The following is a 17,219-nucleotide window of genomic DNA, read 5'->3' on the forward strand; positions in this document are numbered from 1 at the left end:
TTCTCAACGACGCAGCGCTGCCCGTTCGGAAACGTGCACCGCACGGCCCAGCAGGTCGATCACCGGAACCTGCTTGCCCGCCAGGAGGAACCCGGCCGTCGCGAGGACGATCCACGGCACCGGGCCGTGCGCGATGCCGTCCGACAGCGGCGCGAACCCGTGCGCGGCGAGGCCGAGCAGGCCACCCGAGATCATCAGCCCGGCGACGACCAGCTGCGGTACCCTCGCGGTGACCGCGACGGTGTCGCGCTGCAGCTCGAAGTGCGCGAACAGCCGCAGCAGGCCCAGCAGCACCAGGCCGCACACCGCGAACCACGCGGGCGCCATGACGAGCCAGAGCAGCGTGCCCGGCTCGGGCGTCTCGTAGCCGAGGCCGTAGACCGTCACGCCCGCCACCACGATCAGCGCCGGCATGTGCCAGAGGTAGACGCTCATGAACCGCGCGCCGAGCCAGCCGAGCGCACTGCCGACGCCGGGGCGTTCGGCGAGCGCGTTGAGCTGCGGGCGGAAGGCGAGCAGCAGGCCGATCTGGCCGACGGCGAGGAAGGCGAGCAGCACGGTCGGCGGGCTCATGTTCGACACCGGCGCGCCCGGCATGCCGATCATGCTGGCCGGGTAGGGGCCGAACGCGACCATCAGCGCGGTGATGCCGAAGCCGGCGGCGGACAGGCTGAGCGCGGCGCGGCGGGTGAGCGTGCCGAGGCGGCCTTCGACGTAGTGGAAGCCGAGCTGGTGGACGGCGACCCAGACGAAGATCGCGTTGGCGTAACCGAGGTAACCGAGGTCGTTGAAGCGCGCGACGTCGACGAGGACGCCGGCGGCCCCCATGACGAGCGGCACCTTGAGGCCCCAGCGCCGGTGCGCGGCGACCATCAGCGGCGTGAGGAGCACGACCAGGACGTAGACCGCGAGGAACCACAGCAGCTGCGCGGCGATCGCGCCGGCGACCTGCAGCGGCTGCGGCGGGATGCCGAGCCCGCGGAGGAAGTCCGGCATGACGAGCCAGACGGCCACCAGCGGCAGGACCGGCACCATGAGGCGTTTGAGCCGCGCACCGAGCCACTCGCGCGTCGACTTCGCGCGGCTCAGCGAAATGAGGTTGGCCGCGCCGCCGGCGAAGAACACCAGGGGCATGACCTGCGACAGCCAGGTGACGACCCACCAGCCCGGCGTCGCGAGCGCGTTGCCCGTGGCGAGCCGGCCGTCGGAGTAGGAGAGCACCGGCATGACCCAGTGCTGGGCGATGACGGCGAGGATGGCCCCCGCCCGGACGACGTCGAGAAACCTGTCCCGGCCGCCTCGTGCGACCCCCTGGCTTGTCTGCATGCGCTAAGCCTGGCCGGTTCGACCTGCGGGAACAGCGGTGCTGACCGGCGTCTTCGAGGTCCTGTTCACCCCCGGCCGATGCGGGGGTTCTCCCTACCTCAGGCCGTCGGGCTCGGGTTCGTGCTGCGTCGCGGTGACGCGGTACTCCCAGCCGCGCTCGGTGAGGCCGAGCTCGTAGCGGGTCTCGATCTTCGGGCCGCCGTGCAGGTGGATGTGCCGGATGACGGTGCCGGGCACGGGTTCGGCGTCCCCGAGCTCCTGGACGCGGCCGTCGAGCGGGCCGCCGAAGAAGCGGACGCAGGGGGTCTCGTCGGACATCTGCGGGCTCCTCTCCGCCGGGTCCGCTCATGGTAGGTGAGCGGTGTGGAGGGTGCCGCCCGCGGAACGGGTGACCCTATGTCCACTTTACGGGACTTCCGGTCACTGTCCGTCGGAGCTCAGCGGCCCAGGTAGGTCAGGACCGCACGAACGCGACGGTGTTCCTCCGCGCTCGCCTCGAGGCCGAGCTTCGAGAAGATGTTGCCGATGTGCTTCTCCACCGCGCCGTGCGACACCACCAGCGAGTTCGCGATGGCCGTGTTCGACAGGCCCTGGGCCATCAGCCCCAGGACCTCGGACTCGCGGGCGGTCAGTGCGTCGAGGGGGTTGCGGCGGCCGCGGGCCATCAGCTGGGCGATCACGTCCGGGTCGATCGCCGTGCCGCCGTTGGCCACCCGGCGGACCGCGTCCAGGAACTCGTCGACGTCCGCCACCCGCTCCTTCAGCAGGTAGCCGACCCCGCCCGCGCCGCCGGACAGCAGTTCCACCGCGTACGACTCCTCGACGTACTGCGAGAGCACCAGCACCGGCAGCCCCGGGATCTCCTTGCGCGCCGCCAGCGCGGCGCGCAAGCCCTCGTCGGTGAACGTCGGGGGCATCCGGACGTCGACGATCGCCAGGTCAGGGCGATGTTCCTTGATCGCGCCGAGCAGGTCGTCGCCGTTGTCGACGGCCGCGGCCGTCTCGATGCCCTCGTCGGCGAGCAGGCGGGTCACCCCGGCCCGCAGCAGCACGGCGTCTTCGGCGATGACTACCCGCATCCGGCCCCCAAGCTCGTGGATGAACGGGGTCCAGCCTATTCACCACTGGCAGGGGAGGTCAGCCCGGATTACCGTCGGCCCGCCGACCGGGCTGACGACCGTGATCACACCGTCGATCGTCGCGGCGCGGTCGGCCAGCCCGGCCAGCCCGCCGCCCGCGCGCACCTCGGCGCCACCGTGGCCGTTGTCGGTGATCTCGACGACCACGTGGTCGTCGGTCCGCCACACCTTCACGACCGCTTCGGACGCTCCGGAGTGCTTCGCGATGTTCGTCAGCGTCTCGCCGACGATGAAGTAGGCCGTCGTCTCCACCGCCGCCGGCGGGCGCGGCTCCACGGTCACCGTCACGTCCACCGGGATCGGCGACTTCGCCGCCTGCGCCGACAGCGCCGCGTCCAGCCCGCGGTCGCCGAGGACGGCCGGGTAGATGCCCCGCGCCAGGTCCCGCAACTCCGACACGGCGAGCTTCGCGTCCGAGTGCGCCTCGTCGATCAGCTCCCGCACCAGGTCCGGGTCCTGGTCGAACTTCGACTTCGCCCGTCCGAGGCTCATGGCGACCGCGACCAGCCGCTGCTGCGCGCCGTCGTGGAGGTCACGCTCGATGCGGCGCCGCTCGGCCTCGGCCGCGTCGACTCCCCGCGCCCGCGAAGCCTGCAGCCGCTCGGCCTTCTCCTCCAGTCGCGTCGTGCGGTTCGGCCCCAGCAGCGCGATGCCCAGCTCACCGTGCAGCCAGCCCAGCCACGGCGTCACCCAGATCGCCATCGGCAGCAGCACGATCGACGCGATCGCGATCCCGAGCTCCGCGCACGCCAGCGGGAACGCCACCATCAGGTACGCGAGGTCACGCCACGTCGTCGGGTCGCTCAGCCGCACCATCCACCGCCGCAGCAGGGGCAGGCCCTCCTGCGAGCGCCGCTCCACCGGCGGCAGCGGCACCTTCAGCATCGCGCCCATCCACGCCCGCTCGCGGTCCGCCGACCAGCGGATGAAGCTCGTCGTCGCCAGCAGGATCGGGAACCCGACCCACACCACCGCCGTGCCGACCCCCACCGCGATCCCCGTCACGATCAGCACGAACTGCAGGATCCGGAAGATGAAGCTCACGATCATGTACACGATCGTGCGAGCCGGGTCCGGCCGCGGGTGCTCCGGCTGCTGCGCCTCGGTCATCCCGCCACCAGGTTCTTCTCTTCCGCGTCTTCCCACCAGCGCTCCATCCGACGGCGCTGGGCCACGGTCGTCCCCAGCAGCGCGTTCGCCACCCGGGCGTGCAGCCCCGCCAGCGCCTTCGTCAGCGCCACCGACAACGCGATGAACAGCACCCCCAGTGCTGCCCACGGTAGCGCTTCCACCGTCGAATCGACGGTCAGCCACCGCAGCTCGTCGGACGGGAAGTAGTACGCGCCGTCCGGCAGCCACCGGAAGTAGATCGGCAGTCCGGCCAGCGCCAGGCTCGTCGACCAGAACGTCGTCACCAGCACGAACTCGACGACGCCGAGCGGGAACAGCAGGAAGAAGTACGTCAGGTCCCGCCACGTCGACGGGTCCTTCAGCCGCCCCTTCCACCTGTTCTTCTGCCCACCGGCGGGCAACGGCAGGTAAGGAAGGTCGATGTACCGATCGAGCAGGGCGTAGACCCGCGCACGCTCCAGGCGGGCGGCCCCCCGGACACCCAGCACCAGCAGCGCGAGCAGGCCCACGCCCACCCACACGACCGCGGTCCCCAGCCCGGCCGCCGCGAACGACGTCAGCACGACGAACGCCGCAATCCCCAGCGGCAGGTTCATCAGCAGGAACACCACCGACCCACCGAACGGCGGATCCCGCCTCTCGCTACCCATGACCGGGCTCCTTTCTGTCGGAGTCCAGGGTGGTCGTTCCGGGCCGCCGGAGACATGGTGCGCGCGGGCATCCCCGCGGTAGGGCTGGCCCTACCCGCCGGGGAGTAAAGAGATGGCGGCACGCGTTATGATGTACAGGTTGTGTTCCCACCAAGGGGGTGAACGGTTTCGACTTTGGACGTTGATTCAGGAGAAGCGTGCCGGTGCAGGCGAGAGACCACCGTTAAGCGTCATCGCAACCAAATAAGCGCCGACTCCAGTCAGCGCGAGTACGCCCTCGCCGCCTGAGCGAGTGCGTCTCTGTCGGCCCGGGTTCGCCTCCGGCCCGGGTACCGGCATCAGCTAGGAGGCTCAGCGACTGTCCCGGCCACGGGGAACAGTCGTGAAGCAAACAGTGGCTGGGCTCGTCACCTCGGCTTGTTCGCGTGACCGAGGGAGCCAAGCAGAGACGTAGCGGACTGCGCACGGAGAAGCCCTGTTGATACGCCAGAGGACCCGGGTTCAATTCCCGGCACCTCCACTCGACACGAGAAGGCCCTCGCCCCTTCGGGGCTGGGGGCCTTCTCTTTGTCTCACTCATTGCTTCTGGGGGTCGAACCCCCAGACCCCCGCCAGGCGGGCTTCGCCCCCTGGACCCCCTCTCCGGGGCTTCGCCCCTGGACCCCGCTTTGTCGGGGCTTTGCCCCTTCTCTCCGGGGCTTCGCCCCTGGCCCCCTCCTGCGCTGCGCGCCCCTTGCGCTGCGCGCCTCCCGGCGCCGCGAGCCGGTACCCCTCGCGCCCCTTTGCGCGCCTTCAGGCGCCTTGCGGCTCCGGCTGGCGCCTGGCGCCTCACGGCCGGCGCCTCGCGGCGCTGGCTCGCGGCGCCGGCTCGCCCCTCGCCGAAGCCTGCGCCGCAACCGGCTCGGCTGACGCCTGGCGGCAGCGCTCAGCGCGCCGGCTCCGCCAGCGAACCGACACGGGAACCAGCACCGACGAGGACCCAGTCCCCCCGCACCCCGATCCGAAGCCAGAACACGGCCGGCAGCGCCGGGTCAAGGCATCTTTCCCGCCTTGACGCGGTGTTGTCGGCCGTAGTCACAATGACAGCTTCGGGGTGCCGGAAGGCCCTAGACGACAGCCCGCTCCCGCGAGCCTGCGGGCGACCCAGTCCAGCCCGCCCCAGCTCCGCCCGTTTAACGCGCCCGCCCGACGCGGCCCAGCTCGGCCCGCCCATGTCAGCCCGGCCCGATCCAGCTCGGTCCGCCCGGCCCAACCCGGCCAGCCCAGCCCCGCCGGGACCGCCTAGCTCGGCCCTGGCCAGCCGCTCGGCCTGGTCGACCCGTCAGCCCAGCCGACCCAACCGGCCCTCCGGCGCGGCCCTCCGGCCCGCCCAGCTCGCCCCGCCGAGCCCGGCTCGGCCGGCCCAGCTCGCCGGAGCTGCCCGGCCTGCCCGCCCCGCCCAGCTCGCCTGACCCAGCCCGGCCGGCCAGCCCAGGTGGCCCCCCTCCGCCCGCCCGGCTCGGCCCGCCCAGCTCGCCGGGGCCGCCCCGCCCGGCCCGCCCCGCCCCGCCCGCCTTGCCCGCCCATCTCCGGCCGCCCAGCCCTCCAACCCACCCCCCTCACCTCACCTCAGCCCACCCCCGATCAACTGCGCGTTGACCTGCCAACTCCGCCCCCTACCCCACTCGGGCGACCCCCCGCCTCACCTCCCACAGACCGTGTCTACTGACCTTGTGATGGGGCCCACTTGTGGGTGAAATTTTTGTGAGTGTCATGCTTGAGGCCCGACCATGGCTCTGCACCCGCGGAGTCGGAAGTAGGTGGCCAGATGACCTGGGCCCGTTCCAACGGCAGCTCGACCGCCAACGATGAAGACAGCCGGATGGGGGTTATCCGGGCTGAGGAGGCCGTTCGGCTCGCCGAACAGAACGATCGGGCCGTCATCACCGTGGCCGGGCACTCCTCCAACGTCGGGGAGTGTGCCGAACTGCTCGCGATGCTCGGGTTGGATGTCGGGCGGCGGCACAAGATCGCCTGATCAGGCCAGGTCCGCTACGTGGACCACCTTGTTTCGACCGGTGGCTTTGGCGTGGTACAGCGCGGTATCCGCTGCGTCCAGCAGGCGCTGGAGCGAAGTGCCTGCCTCCGGGTAGACCGCCATGCCTATCGAGGTCGACAGCCCGGTGATCGTCAGCTGTCCCACCGGGACCTTGAGGGTTGTTATTGCCCGGCGGATGCGCTCTGCCACCGCCCCGATGTCCGGGTGGGCGATGCCCGGTAACAGCACCACGAACTCTTCGCCGCCGAAGCGTCCTACCGCGTCGCCTCGGCCGCGGACCGCCGAGATGATCGCCTCCGCCACCGCGCGTAGTACCGCGTCGCCTGCCAGGTGACCGTAGGTGTCATTCACCTGCTTGAAGTGGTCCAGGTCCAGCATCAGCAAGCCGAACGTCGTGTTCTGACGGGCGGCCGCTGCCAGGGTCCGCTCCGCCAGGCTGTGCCAGCCGCTCGAGTTGTACAGGCCCGTCTTCTCGTCTCGGTGGGCCGCCACCTCCAGCTGCCGCACCAGCACCGTCCGGTGCAACAGCAGCAACGGCGGGAGCGCCAGCACCACCAGGCCCGGCAACATCGCCAGCGCCACCGCGTTCAGCGCGCCCAGGCAGAGCGTGGCCACCTCGAGGCCGTTGTCCGACCACGTGCCGAACAGCGCCTCCGGCGTCCGGCCGATCTCGCGGCGGGCCGGGAGCACCAGCAGGGCGTTCACCACGAAGAACGTCGCCCCCGCCGCCGCGATCGCGAACGTCCCGGCCCAGCCGCGCGTGAAGGCCGAGCGCACGTCGGCGAAACCCGAGAGCCGCATGACCGCCTGGGCCGCGTAGCACGAGAGCAGGATGATGGCCGCGTTGCTGACCGTCCTCGACACCGGCACCCGCTGCAGGCGGTACCAGCTGCGGACCGCCAGGTGCGCGTACAAGCCGCAGACCAGCACCGCCAGCAGCGACGGCGGCAGAAGCAGGACGCCGGCGAACGTCCACACCGACGTCATGTTGATGTGCGGCGTCCCCGAGACCCGGCGGCGGATGCGCTCGACCCGGCGGCCCGTCTCCGACTGCACCACGCCGAGGACCAGCAGCACCGCCAGGATCAGCAGCGTCCGGCGGTCCACCGCGACCGGGAACGGGCGCAGCGCCAGGACCACCGCCGCCGCCTCGCTCAGCAGGCAGTAGACGACCACCCGCGGACCCTGGCGCCACAGCGCCCAGTTCCGTGGAGCCACGAGGACGTCACGAAAGCGCGGTACGCCGCGCGGGGCTCCGGCGCCGGTCTGCATACTCATGGTGTCCGGCCCGTGACGGAGCCGGTCCGGCCCGAGGTGGCGGAGGGAGGCGCGCCATGTGCGGACGCGACAACTGAGGTCATGGTCCCGCCAGTCCGACCCGGCGCCACGCCCTCGCGATCGGCACGGCCACCGCGGCACCCGCCGCCCCGGCCGCGGCGATGGTGTGCGCCGGGCCCAGCACGTCGGCCAGCGCACCCGCCGCGGCCGCGCCGACGCCCTGCACGGTGATCAGCCCCGCCGAGTTCACGCCGGCGCACTGCGCGCGGTGCTCGTCCGGCACCCGTCGCATGAACGACACCGTGCCCTGGATGTTGTAGCCCGTGGCCAGCAGCCCGGACGCCGCGAGCAGCACCACCGACAGCACCAGCCCCGGCCGGAAGACGAACACGATCAGCGGTAACCCCGCCGCGATCCCCAGCCACCCGAGCACGCGGACCTGCACGCGCTCCGGGACCCACTTGCCGAACACGACGCCGCCGAGCACGCTGCCCGCCGGGTCCGCCGCCATGAGCAGTCCCACCAGTGCCGCGCCCGCGCCGATCCCGGCCGCGTACGGCGCGGCCAGCGCCTCCGGCACGACGTAGAACCCCGCCAGCCAGTTCAGCGCCACCAGCGTCCGCAACGCCGGGTCGCGCCAGATCAGCCGGATCCCCGCGGACGTCGTCGACAGCCAGGCCGGCCGGACCGCCTGCGCGACCGGCGCGCGCCGCCGGACGCCGGTGACCAGGAACAGCGCCGACAGCACGAACGTCACCGCGTCGAGCGCCAAGGCCGCGGACGGCGCGAGCGCGGCGATCAGCAGCCCGCCGCCGGCGAACCCGGCCAGCTGCGCGCCCTGGATCGTCACGTTCCGCAGGGCCATCCCGACCAGGTAGCGCTCGCCTTCGAGTACCGAAGGCAGCAGCGCCTGCTGCGCCGCCTTGAACGGCCCGCCGAGCGCCGTCATCACCGCGACCAGCACGCACAGCACCCACAGTGGGACACCGGGGATCGCGATGACGCCGACCAGCGCGGCCCGGGCCAGGTCGGCCACGACCATGACGTCCCGGCGCGGCCACCGGTCACCCGCGCCGGCCAGCAGGATCCCGCCGAGCAGCGAGGGCACGTACGTCAGGGCGTAGGTCAGGCCGGTGAGAGCGGCGGAGCTGGTGCGCTGGTAGACGAGGACCGCGAGCGCCACGCGGGCGAGCTGGTCACCGCAGACGGAAAGCAGCTCAGCGACCCACATCGCGCGAAACTCGGCGACGGCCAGGACCGCGCCGAACCCCACCCTCGTCACCCGTGCGTCATCCATCGCCGGCGCCCCTCAGACCGCTATCCGGTCACGGTAATAACCCAGCGGAGTGGAATCGAGCCGTTCGGTGACAGTTGCCCCGATCGCAGCAGCCGGCTGCTGCCGAGAGCACGCTGAACGCTCAGCTGGCCGGACATGGCCGCTCTGCCGTACCGGTCCCTGGCCGAAGCGAGCGGGGTCTCCCTGGGGACCGTCAAGGTGGTGATCGACGAGCTCGCCGAGGCCGGCTACCTCTATCCCGGGGTGGACGGCCGCCGGCTGGCTCGCGGCGGCGAGTTGCTCGACCGCTGGGCGGAGGCTTACTCCATCACCTTGTACGCCGCTCTCTCTCTCGGCGAATTCTCCGCGGCCGATCTTTCGTGGTGGCCGGACTCGGAGCCGGAGATGCGATCGCTGGACGTCCAGATCGGGGGAGAGGCGGCAGCGAGCCTCATCGACCCCCACCTGAGGCCTGCCTCGCTCACCCTCTATGCCGAACGGCTCCCGGTTCGGATCATCGGCCGGCATCGCATGGCCCGCGCGGAAGCCAGGGGAAACGTCCACATCCGGGAACGGTTCTGGCACGTGCCGGAACCCGGGGCCTGGGTCGTGCCATCCCCGTTGATCTATGCCAACCTGCTGGCTTCCGGGGACCCCCGCCAGCGCGAACACGGAGACCGGATCCGGAGCAGTTACGAGGCGCCGCCAGGTCTTGAGCGTCAGCCCGGGTGGCCGCCGATGCGGCTGGTCAGCTCGGCGGCCGTCGCCGCTACCTCGGCTGCCAGCTTCGGCCACGTCTCCGTGCACGGCTCCGTCGCGCAGTGGTGGCGCAGGGTCACGCTGATCGCTGCCAGGGGGCGGGCGCCGTGGTCGAAGACCGGGGCTGCCACCGACGCGAACCCCTCCGTCACGTGGCCGTCCTCCACCGACCAGCCGAGGCGACGCTCCGCCGTCAACGTCCGGCGCAGCTCGGCGAGCGTGTGCGGGCCGCGGCCGGTGCGGAGGACGAACGCCGACGCCGACGGGAACAACGCCCGGACGTGCGGGGCCGGCAGGTGGCGCAGGATCGCGCGGCCGGACGCCGTCAGCTGGGCCGGCAGCCGGACGCCGACCTCGGTCACCAGCGTCTCGGGCCGGGCCGGGCGCTCCTTGATCAGGTACAGGGACTCGTTGCCGTGCAGCACGCCCAGGTGCGCCGTGTGGCCGGCGCGGTCGACGAGCTTGCGCAGCAACGGCCCGGCCAGCCGCTCCAGGGGGTCGTGGCGGAGGTAGGCCGAGCCCAGCTCGAACGCGGCGATACCCAGGCCGTACCGGCGTTCCGCGGGCAGGTGGACGACGAACCCGGCCGCCTCCAGCTCGCTGAGCAGGTGATACGTCGTCGACCGGGGGAGGCCCGCTTCGCGCGCGATCGCGGCCGCGGTCACCGGGCCGGGACGCGTCGCCAGCAGGCTCAGCACCGCCAAGCCGCGGCGCAGCGCCGGAACCTCGCTGCTCTCACCCATGGCCCAAGGCTAACGTCTGGGATACCAGACGGAACCACCCGTTGAGGCATCCCACCAGCGGGAAACGCCGTGTCCAATGAGCCCATGCCGGAAAAAGTGCTCCTGGGCCCGGAACCCCTGACCGCCGCCCAGGTCGTCGACGTCGTCCGCGGCCACGCGCCGGTCGGGCTCTCGGACGCGGCCGAGAAGAACCTCGCCGCCACCCGCCAGCACATCGAGGACCTCGCCCACGCCGTCACGCCCACCTACGGCGTCTCGACCGGCTTCGGTGCGCTCGCGACCCGTCACATCCCCGTCGAGAGCCGGACCGCGCTGCAGCGCAGCCTGATCCGCTCGCACGCCGCCGGGGCCGGGCCCGCCGTCGAGACCGAGGTCGTCCGCGGGCTCATGCTGCTGCGGCTGCGGACGCTCGCCAGCGGCTACACCGGCGTCCGCCCGGGCACCGCGCAAACGCTTGCGGCCCTGCTCAACGCCGGGATCACGCCGATCGTCCACGAGTACGGCTCGCTCGGCTGCTCCGGTGACCTCGCGCCGCTGGCCGCCGTCGCGCTCGCGCTGATGGGCGAAGGCGACGTCGTGCACAACGGCGTGACCAAGCCGGCGGCCGAAGCGCTGAAGGAAGCCGGGATCGAGCCGGTCGTCCTCGCCGAGAAGGAGGGCCTCGCCCTCACCAACGGCACCGACGGCATGCTCGGCATGCTCCTGCTGGCCGCCGCCGACCTGCGAAAGCTGTTCGACATCGCGGACATCACCGCCGCGATGAGCGTCGAGGCGCTGCTGGGCACCGACCGCGCGTTCGCCGCCGAGCTGCAGGCCCTCCGGCCGCACCCCGGCCAGGCCACGTCCGCCGCGCGGATGTGGACGGCGCTGCAGGGCTCGAAGATCGTCGAGAGCCACCGCGGCCCGGACTGCAACCGCGTCCAGGACGCCTACTCGCTGCGCTGCGCCCCGCAGGTGCACGGCGCCGCGCGCGACAGCCTCGCCCACGCCGAGCTCGTCGGCGAGCGCGAGCTGATGTCCGCTGTGGACAATCCCGTGGTCCTGGCCGACGGCCGCGTCGAGTCCAACGGCAACTTCCACGGCGCGCCCGTCGCGTACGTGCTGGACTTCCTGGCCATCCCGGTCGCCGACGTCGCGAGCATCGCCGAGCGCCGTACCGACCGGATGCTCGACAAGGCGCGCTCACACGGCCTGCCGCCGTTCCTCGCCCACGACCCCGGTGTCGACTCCGGCCACATGATCGCGCAGTACACGCAGGCCGCGATCGTCAGCGAGCTGAAGCGGCTCGCCGTCCCGGCGTCGGTCGACTCCATCCCCAGCAGCGCGATGCAGGAGGACCACGTCTCCATGGGCTGGTCGGCCGCGCGGAAGCTGCGCAAGGCCGTCGACGGCCTGACCACCGTGCTCGCCATCGAGCTGCTCACGGCGGCCCGCGCGCTCGACTTCCGGGCGCCGCTGGAGCCGTCGCCGGTCACCGGCCGCGTCCGGGACCTGCTCCGCACCCGGGTCGCGGGCCCCGGCCCCGACCGGCACCTGGCGCCCGAGATCGCGGCCGCCGAAGAACTCGTCCGCTCCGGCGCCGTCCTCGACGCCGCCCGTCTGGAGGTCTGAGAATGTCCCGCGTTGTCCGTGCCGCCCGCGGCACCCAGCTCACCGCCAAGTCGTGGCAGACCGAAGCCGCGCTGCGGATGTTCCACAACAACCTCGACCCCGAGGTCGCCGAGCGCCCCGAGGACCTGGTCGTCTACGGCGGCACCGGCAAGGCCGCCCGCAACTGGGCCAGCTTCGACGCCATCACCCGCGAACTGACCACTTTGGACGACGACGAGACGCTGCTCGTCCAGTCCGGCAAGCCGGTCGGCGTGTTCCGCACCCACGAGTGGGCGCCGCGGGTGCTCCTCGCCAACTCGAACCTGGTCGGCGACTGGGCGACCTGGCCGGAGTTCCGCCGCCTCGAGCAGCAGGGCCTCACGATGTACGGCCAGATGACCGCGGGCTCGTGGATCTACATCGGCACCCAGGGCATCCTCCAGGGCACGTACGAGACGTTCGCCGCCGTCGCCAAGAAGAAGTTCGGCGGCACGCTGCGCGGGACGTTGACCGTGACCGCCGGCCTCGGCGGCATGGGCGGCGCGCAACCCCTCGCGGTGACCATGAACGACGGCGTCGCGCTGGTCATCGAGTGCGACCCGCAGCGCGCGCAGCGCCGCGTCGAGCACCGCTACCTGGACGAGGTTTCCGGTGACCTCGACAACGCCATCGAGCGCGTCACCCGCGCGAAGCGGGAGAAGCGGCCGCTGTCGGTCGGCATCGTCGGCAACGCCGCCGAGATCCTGCCGGAGCTGCTGCGCCGCGGCGTCGAGGTCGACATCGTCACCGACCAGACGTCCGCGCACGACCCGCTGTCCTACCTGCCCAAGGGCGTCGGCGTCGAAGACTGGCACGACTACGCGGCCAAGAAGCCCGACGAGTTCACCGACCGCGCGCGCGAGTCGATGGCCGAGCACGTCGAAGCGATGCTCGGGTTCATGGACAAGGGCGCCGAGGTGTTCGACTACGGCAACTCGCTGCGCGGCGAAGCCAAGCTCGGCGGCTGCGAGCGCGCGTTCGACTTCCCCGGCTTCGTGCCCGCCTACATCCGCCCGCTGTTCTGCGAGGGCAACGGCCCGTTCCGCTGGGCCGCGCTTTCCGGCGACCCCGAGGACATCGCGGCCACCGACCGCGCGATGCTGGAACTGTTCCCGGAGAACGAATCCCTCGCCCGCTGGATCAAGCTGGCCGGCGAACGCGTGGCCTTCCAGGGGCTCCCGGCCCGGATCTGCTGGCTCGGCTACGGCGAGCGGCACCTGGCCGGCCTGCGGTTCAACGAGATGGTCGCCAGCGGCGAGCTGAAGGCGCCCGTCGTCATCGGCCGCGACCACCTCGACTCCGGCAGCGTCGCCTCGCCGTACCGCGAGACCGAGGCCATGGCCGACGGCTCCGACGCGATCGCCGACTGGCCGCTGCTCAACGCGCTGGTCAACACCTCCTCCGGGGCGAGCTGGGTGTCGATCCACCACGGCGGCGGCGTCGGCATGGGCCGGTCCATCCACGCCGGCCAGGTCAGCGTGGCCGACGGGACGGAGCTGGCCGCGCGGAAGCTGGAGCGCGTGCTCACCAACGACCCGGGCATGGGCGTCATCCGCCACGTCGACGCCGGCTACGACCGCGCGAACGACGTCGCCGACGAGCGTGGCGTGCGGATCCCGATGCGGGAGCAGGCGTGACGGCTTCCGGTTTTCTGGAAGAGATCGGGGACGTCGGACGCGACGCGAAGCGCGGCGGCTACTCGCGCCACGCGTTCGACTCGCCCGAGCAGGACCTGCGCGCGTGGTTCGGCGAGCGGGCGCTGGGCCTCGGACTCGACGTCGACACCGACCACAACGGCAACATCTGGGCCTGGTGGGGACCGCCGGGCCCGGACGCCGTCGTCACCGGCAGCCACCTCGACTCGGTGCCCGGCGGCGGTGCCTTCGACGGCCCGCTCGGCGTCGTCAGCGCACTGGCCGCGGTGGAAAGGCTGCGGGACAAGGGTTCTCGTCCCGGCAAGCCGCTCGCCGTCGTCGTGTTCGCCGAAGAGGAAGGCGGCCGGTTCGGCGTCCCGTGCCTCGGTTCGCGGCTGCTCACCGGCACGATCGACGCCGACCGGGCGCGCGGGCTGCGTGACGCCGACGGCGTGACGTTCGCCGAGGCGGCCGGGAACTCCGGCTTCAACCCGGCGCTGATCGGCCCCGACCCCGAGCGGCTCGGGCTGATCGGGAAGTTCCTGGAGTTGCACGTCGAGCAGGGGCGCGGGCTCATCGACCTCGGCGCGCCGGTCGCCGTCGGCAGCACGGTGATCGCGCACGGACGGTGGCGGTTCTCCTTCGAGGGGCAGGGGAACCACGCCGGCGCGACGCTCATCGACGACCGGGCCGACCCGATGCTGCCCGCCGCCGCGACGGTCACCGCCGTCCGCCGGCTGGCCCGGGCGGTGCCGGACGCGCGCGCGACCGTCGGCCGGCTGGTTCCGACGCCGGGTGGCACCAACGTCATCGCGTCCACTGTGGACCTCTGGCTGGACGCGCGGGTGCCCGGCACGGTGACTCCCGCGCTGGTCGAGGACATCAAGCAGGCCGCGGAAGCCGCCGCGAAGGAGGAAGGCTGCCGGGTCACGGTGACCCGGGAGTCCTATTCGGACGACGTCGTGTTCGACGACGCCCTCCGGCGTGACCTCGCCGATCGCCTCGGCACGCCGCCGGAGCTGCCGACCGGCGCCGGGCACGACGCGGCGATCCTCGCCGGGTTCGTCCCGGCCGGCATGCTGTACGTGCGCAACCCGACCGGGATCAGCCACTCGCCCGAGGAGTTCGCCGAGCCCGGCGACGTCGAGGCCGGCGCGACCGCTCTCACCGACGTCCTGGGGCACCTGGCGCGATGACTTTCTGGTGCGAACAGGCCTGGCTGCCCGGCGGGATCGCGTCCGGGGTCCGGATCGACGTCGCCGACGGCCGCATCACGAGCGTGACCGCGGGCGCGCCCCGCGAGGGCGTGGTCCTGACCGGGCTCACGCTGCCCGGCTTCGCGAACGGGCATTCGCACGCCTTCCACCGCGCCCTGCGGGGCCGGACGCACCACGAGCGCGGCACGTTCTGGACGTGGCGCGAGCGGATGTACTCCCTGGCCGCGCGGCTCGACCCGGACACCTACTACCGGCTGGCGCGCGGGGTCTACGCCGAGATGGTGCTCGGCGGGTACACGAGCGTCGGGGAGTTCCACTACCTGCACCACGCGCCCGGCGGGAAGCCCTACGCCGACCCGAACGCGATGGGGGAGGCGCTGCGGCAGGCCGCGGCGGACGCCGGGATCCGGCTGACGCTCCTGGACACCTGCTACCTCACGGGCGGCATCGGCGTCGAACCGGACGAGGTGCAGCGGCGGTTTTCCGACGGCTCGGCCTCGGCGTGGGCGTCGCGCGTCGGAGACCTGAAGGAAGACGAGCTGTTCCGCGTCGGCGCGGCGATCCACTCGGTGCGGGCGGTGCCGGCCGCTGAATTGTCGCTTGTGGACAGTGTGCGCGTCGTGCACATCCACCTTTCCGAGCAGCGCGCCGAGAACGAGCAGTGCCAGGTCGCGTACGGCTGCACCCCGACCGAGCTGCTGCACCGGCGAGGGGTGCTGACCGACCGGCTCGTCGCCGTGCACGCCACCCACCTCACCGGGCAGGACATCGACCGGCTCGGCGCCGCCCGGGCCCGCGCGTGCTTCTGCCCGACCACCGAACGCGACCTCGGCGACGGCATCGGCCCGGCTCGTGCGCTGCGCGACGCCGGTGTCCGGCTCGGCGTCGGCAGTGACAGCAACGCCGTCGTCGACGCCTTCGAAGAGACCCGCGCCCTGGAGCTGGACGACCGGCTGGCCAGCGAGGAACGTGGCCGGTTCACCGCCGAAGAGCTGCTCGAGGCGGGCACCGACCACGCCGCGGTCGGCTGGCCGGAGGTCGGTGCGCTGTCCGAAGGCCGGGGCGCGGACTTCGTCACGGTCGGGCTGGACTCGGTGCGGACGGCCGGGATCGAGCCGTCGGGCGTGGTGTTCGCCGCGTCCGGGGCCGACGTCCGGCACGTCGTGGTGGCGGGCCGCGAGGTGGTGCGGGAAGGCGAGCACCAGCTGATCGAGCGACCGGAAACCGTTCTGGCGAAGGAGATCGAGGCACTGTGGCACTCCTGATCACGGGGATCGGCGAGCTGACGACCAACGACGCCGAGCTGGGCCGGCTGACCGATGCCGCCCTCGTCGTGGACGGCTCGCGAGTGGCCTGGGTGGGGCCGGCGAAAGACGCGCCGGACGCCGACGAGCGCGTCGACGTCGAGGGACGCGCGGTGCTGCCAGGCTGGGTCGACAGCCACACGCACCTCGTCTTCGCGGGCGACCGCACCGCCGAGTTCGAGGCACGGATGGCCGGAAAGCCCTACACGGCAGGCGGAATCGCGATCACGGTCGGCGCGACGCGGGAGGCGTCCGACGAACAGCTGGCGGCGAACCTGCGCCGCCACGTCGGCGAAGCGGCGCGGCAGGGGACGACCTGCCTGGAGACCAAGACGGGCTACGGCCTCACGGTCGCGGACGAGGCCCGCAGCGCCCGGATCGCCGGGGAAGTGGCCGACGAGGTCACGTTCCTCGGCGCGCACCTCGTGCCGCCGGGCGCCGACGCCGAGTCCTATGTGGACCTGGTATGCGGCGAGATGCTCGACGCGGTGGCCGGTTCCGTGCGCTGGGCGGACGTGTTCTGCGAGACCGGGGCGTTCGACGAGGCCCAGTCGTCGCGGGTCCTGAAGGCCGCGGCCGAGCGCGGGCTCGGCTTGCGCGTGCACGGCAACCAGCTCGGCGAAGGTCCCGGCGTGCGGCTCGCGGTGGACCTCGGCGCGGCGAGCGTCGATCACTGCACCTACCTGAGCGACGCCGACGTGGAGGCCCTCGCGGCGTCGGAAACCGTGGCGACCCTGCTGCCCGCGTGCGACTTGTCTACCCGGCAGCCCCTCGCGCCGGCCCGGCGGCTGCTGGACGCGAGCGCGACCGTCGCGCTGGCCAGCAACGCCAACCCGGGCAGCTCGTACACGACGTCGATGGCGTTCTGCGTCGCGACGGCGGTGCTGCAGATGCGCATGACGATCGAGGAGGCCGTCTGGTCGGCCACGGCGGGCGGCGCGAAGGCGTTGCGCCGCGACGACGTCGGGGTGCTGCGGCCCGGCGCGCGGGCGGACGTCCACGTGCTCGACGCGCCGTCGGTGACGCACCTGGCGTACCGGCCGGGCGTGCCGCTCACGAACTCGGTGTGGCGCGCCGGAGATCGGGTGCGCTAAC

General features: G+C 72.5%; 14 protein-coding genes, 1 other RNA gene and 1 pseudogene. 8 read left to right on the forward strand and 8 right to left on the reverse strand.

The features are described 5' to 3' along the window. Positions 1 to 3: 3 nt before the first annotated feature. The 5 genes from AA23TX_RS21010 to AA23TX_RS21030 all read right to left on the reverse strand — a co-directional run bounded on the left by AA23TX_RS21010 (position 4) and on the right by AA23TX_RS21030 (position 4,246). Positions 4 to 1,326 (reverse strand): acyltransferase family protein, encoded by a 1,323-nt coding sequence (locus AA23TX_RS21010; RefSeq protein WP_155544591.1) that lies wholly within the window; start codon positions 1,324 to 1,326, stop codon positions 4 to 6. 93 nt (positions 1,327 to 1,419) lie between these two features. After that, entirely contained in the window at positions 1,420 to 1,644 is a 225-nt protein-coding gene (locus AA23TX_RS21015; RefSeq protein ID WP_155544592.1) for a DUF8847 domain-containing protein, read from the reverse strand. Positions 1,645 to 1,763: 119 nt separating this feature from the next. Continuing rightward, positions 1,764 to 2,405, reverse strand: a complete 642-nt coding sequence (locus AA23TX_RS21020) for a response regulator transcription factor (protein ID WP_155544593.1) — start codon at positions 2,403 to 2,405, stop codon at positions 1,764 to 1,766. A 39-nt stretch (positions 2,406 to 2,444) separates the two neighbouring features. Continuing rightward, positions 2,445 to 3,575, reverse strand: coding sequence for a sensor histidine kinase (locus AA23TX_RS21025; protein ID WP_155544594.1), 1,131 nt, complete (start codon positions 3,573 to 3,575; stop codon positions 2,445 to 2,447). Further along, positions 3,572 to 4,246, reverse strand: coding sequence for a sensor domain-containing protein (locus tag AA23TX_RS21030; protein WP_155544595.1), 675 nt, complete (start codon positions 4,244 to 4,246; stop codon positions 3,572 to 3,574). The genes AA23TX_RS21025 and AA23TX_RS21030 overlap by 4 nt, the downstream gene beginning before the upstream one ends. Before the next feature lie 154 nt (positions 4,247 to 4,400). Between AA23TX_RS21030 and ssrA the strand changes: the two genes are divergently transcribed. Then, positions 4,401 to 4,769: a transfer-messenger RNA gene (gene ssrA / locus AA23TX_RS21035) on the forward strand. A gap of 1,284 nt (positions 4,770 to 6,053) precedes the next feature. Beyond that, on the forward strand, positions 6,054 to 6,263 hold the full coding sequence (locus tag AA23TX_RS21040; RefSeq protein ID WP_155544596.1) for a hypothetical protein: 210 nt from the start codon (positions 6,054 to 6,056) through the stop codon (positions 6,261 to 6,263). Here AA23TX_RS21040 and AA23TX_RS21045 read toward each other — a convergent pair whose 3' ends face one another. Next, positions 6,264 to 7,502, reverse strand: coding sequence for a GGDEF domain-containing protein (locus AA23TX_RS21045; RefSeq protein WP_155544597.1), 1,239 nt, complete (start codon positions 7,500 to 7,502; stop codon positions 6,264 to 6,266). Between the two features lie 139 nt (positions 7,503 to 7,641). Next, positions 7,642 to 8,859, reverse strand: coding sequence for an MFS transporter (locus tag AA23TX_RS21050; RefSeq protein ID WP_196425469.1), 1,218 nt, complete (start codon positions 8,857 to 8,859; stop codon positions 7,642 to 7,644). A gap of 135 nt (positions 8,860 to 8,994) precedes the next feature. Between AA23TX_RS21050 and AA23TX_RS51020 the strand changes: the two are divergent. Beyond that, positions 8,995 to 9,516: pseudogene (locus tag AA23TX_RS51020) on the forward strand (type IV toxin-antitoxin system AbiEi family antitoxin); the annotation flags it as partial. 41 nt (positions 9,517 to 9,557) lie between these two features. On the opposite strand, the gene AA23TX_RS21060 reads toward AA23TX_RS51020, so the two are convergent. Next, positions 9,558 to 10,340, reverse strand: coding sequence for an IclR family transcriptional regulator (locus tag AA23TX_RS21060; RefSeq protein WP_155544598.1), 783 nt, complete (start codon positions 10,338 to 10,340; stop codon positions 9,558 to 9,560). A gap of 84 nt (positions 10,341 to 10,424) precedes the next feature. On the opposite strand from AA23TX_RS21060, the gene hutH reads away from it, so the two are divergent. Genes hutH through hutI form a run of 5 tightly spaced genes read left to right on the forward strand, consistent with a single transcriptional unit; the run spans position 10,425 to position 17,218 of the window. After that, the gene (gene hutH / locus AA23TX_RS21065; RefSeq protein ID WP_155544599.1) at positions 10,425 to 11,951 is read left to right on the forward strand and encodes a histidine ammonia-lyase; all 1,527 of its coding nucleotides are present in this window, start codon (positions 10,425 to 10,427) and stop codon (positions 11,949 to 11,951) included. Between the two features lie 2 nt (positions 11,952 to 11,953). Continuing rightward, entirely contained in the window at positions 11,954 to 13,606 is a 1,653-nt protein-coding gene (gene hutU / locus AA23TX_RS21070; protein ID WP_155544600.1) for a urocanate hydratase, read from the forward strand. Further along, positions 13,603 to 14,799 carry an allantoate amidohydrolase gene (locus tag AA23TX_RS21075; RefSeq protein ID WP_155544601.1) on the forward strand — a complete coding sequence of 399 codons (1,197 nt, stop codon included), beginning with the start codon at positions 13,603 to 13,605 and terminating at the stop codon, positions 14,797 to 14,799. The genes hutU and AA23TX_RS21075 overlap by 4 nt, the downstream gene beginning before the upstream one ends. Further along, positions 14,796 to 16,085 (forward strand): formimidoylglutamate deiminase, encoded by a 1,290-nt coding sequence (locus AA23TX_RS21080; RefSeq protein ID WP_155544602.1) that lies wholly within the window; start codon positions 14,796 to 14,798, stop codon positions 16,083 to 16,085. The genes AA23TX_RS21075 and AA23TX_RS21080 overlap by 4 nt, the downstream gene beginning before the upstream one ends. Then, positions 16,073 to 17,218 (forward strand): imidazolonepropionase, encoded by a 1,146-nt coding sequence (gene hutI / locus AA23TX_RS21085; RefSeq protein ID WP_155544603.1) that lies wholly within the window; start codon positions 16,073 to 16,075, stop codon positions 17,216 to 17,218. The genes AA23TX_RS21080 and hutI overlap by 13 nt, the downstream gene beginning before the upstream one ends. Position 17,219: the final 1 nt, after the last annotated feature.

The sequence above is a fragment of the Amycolatopsis camponoti genome, assembly GCF_902497555.1.
Taxonomy (GTDB): domain Bacteria; phylum Actinomycetota; class Actinomycetes; order Mycobacteriales; family Pseudonocardiaceae; genus Amycolatopsis; species Amycolatopsis camponoti.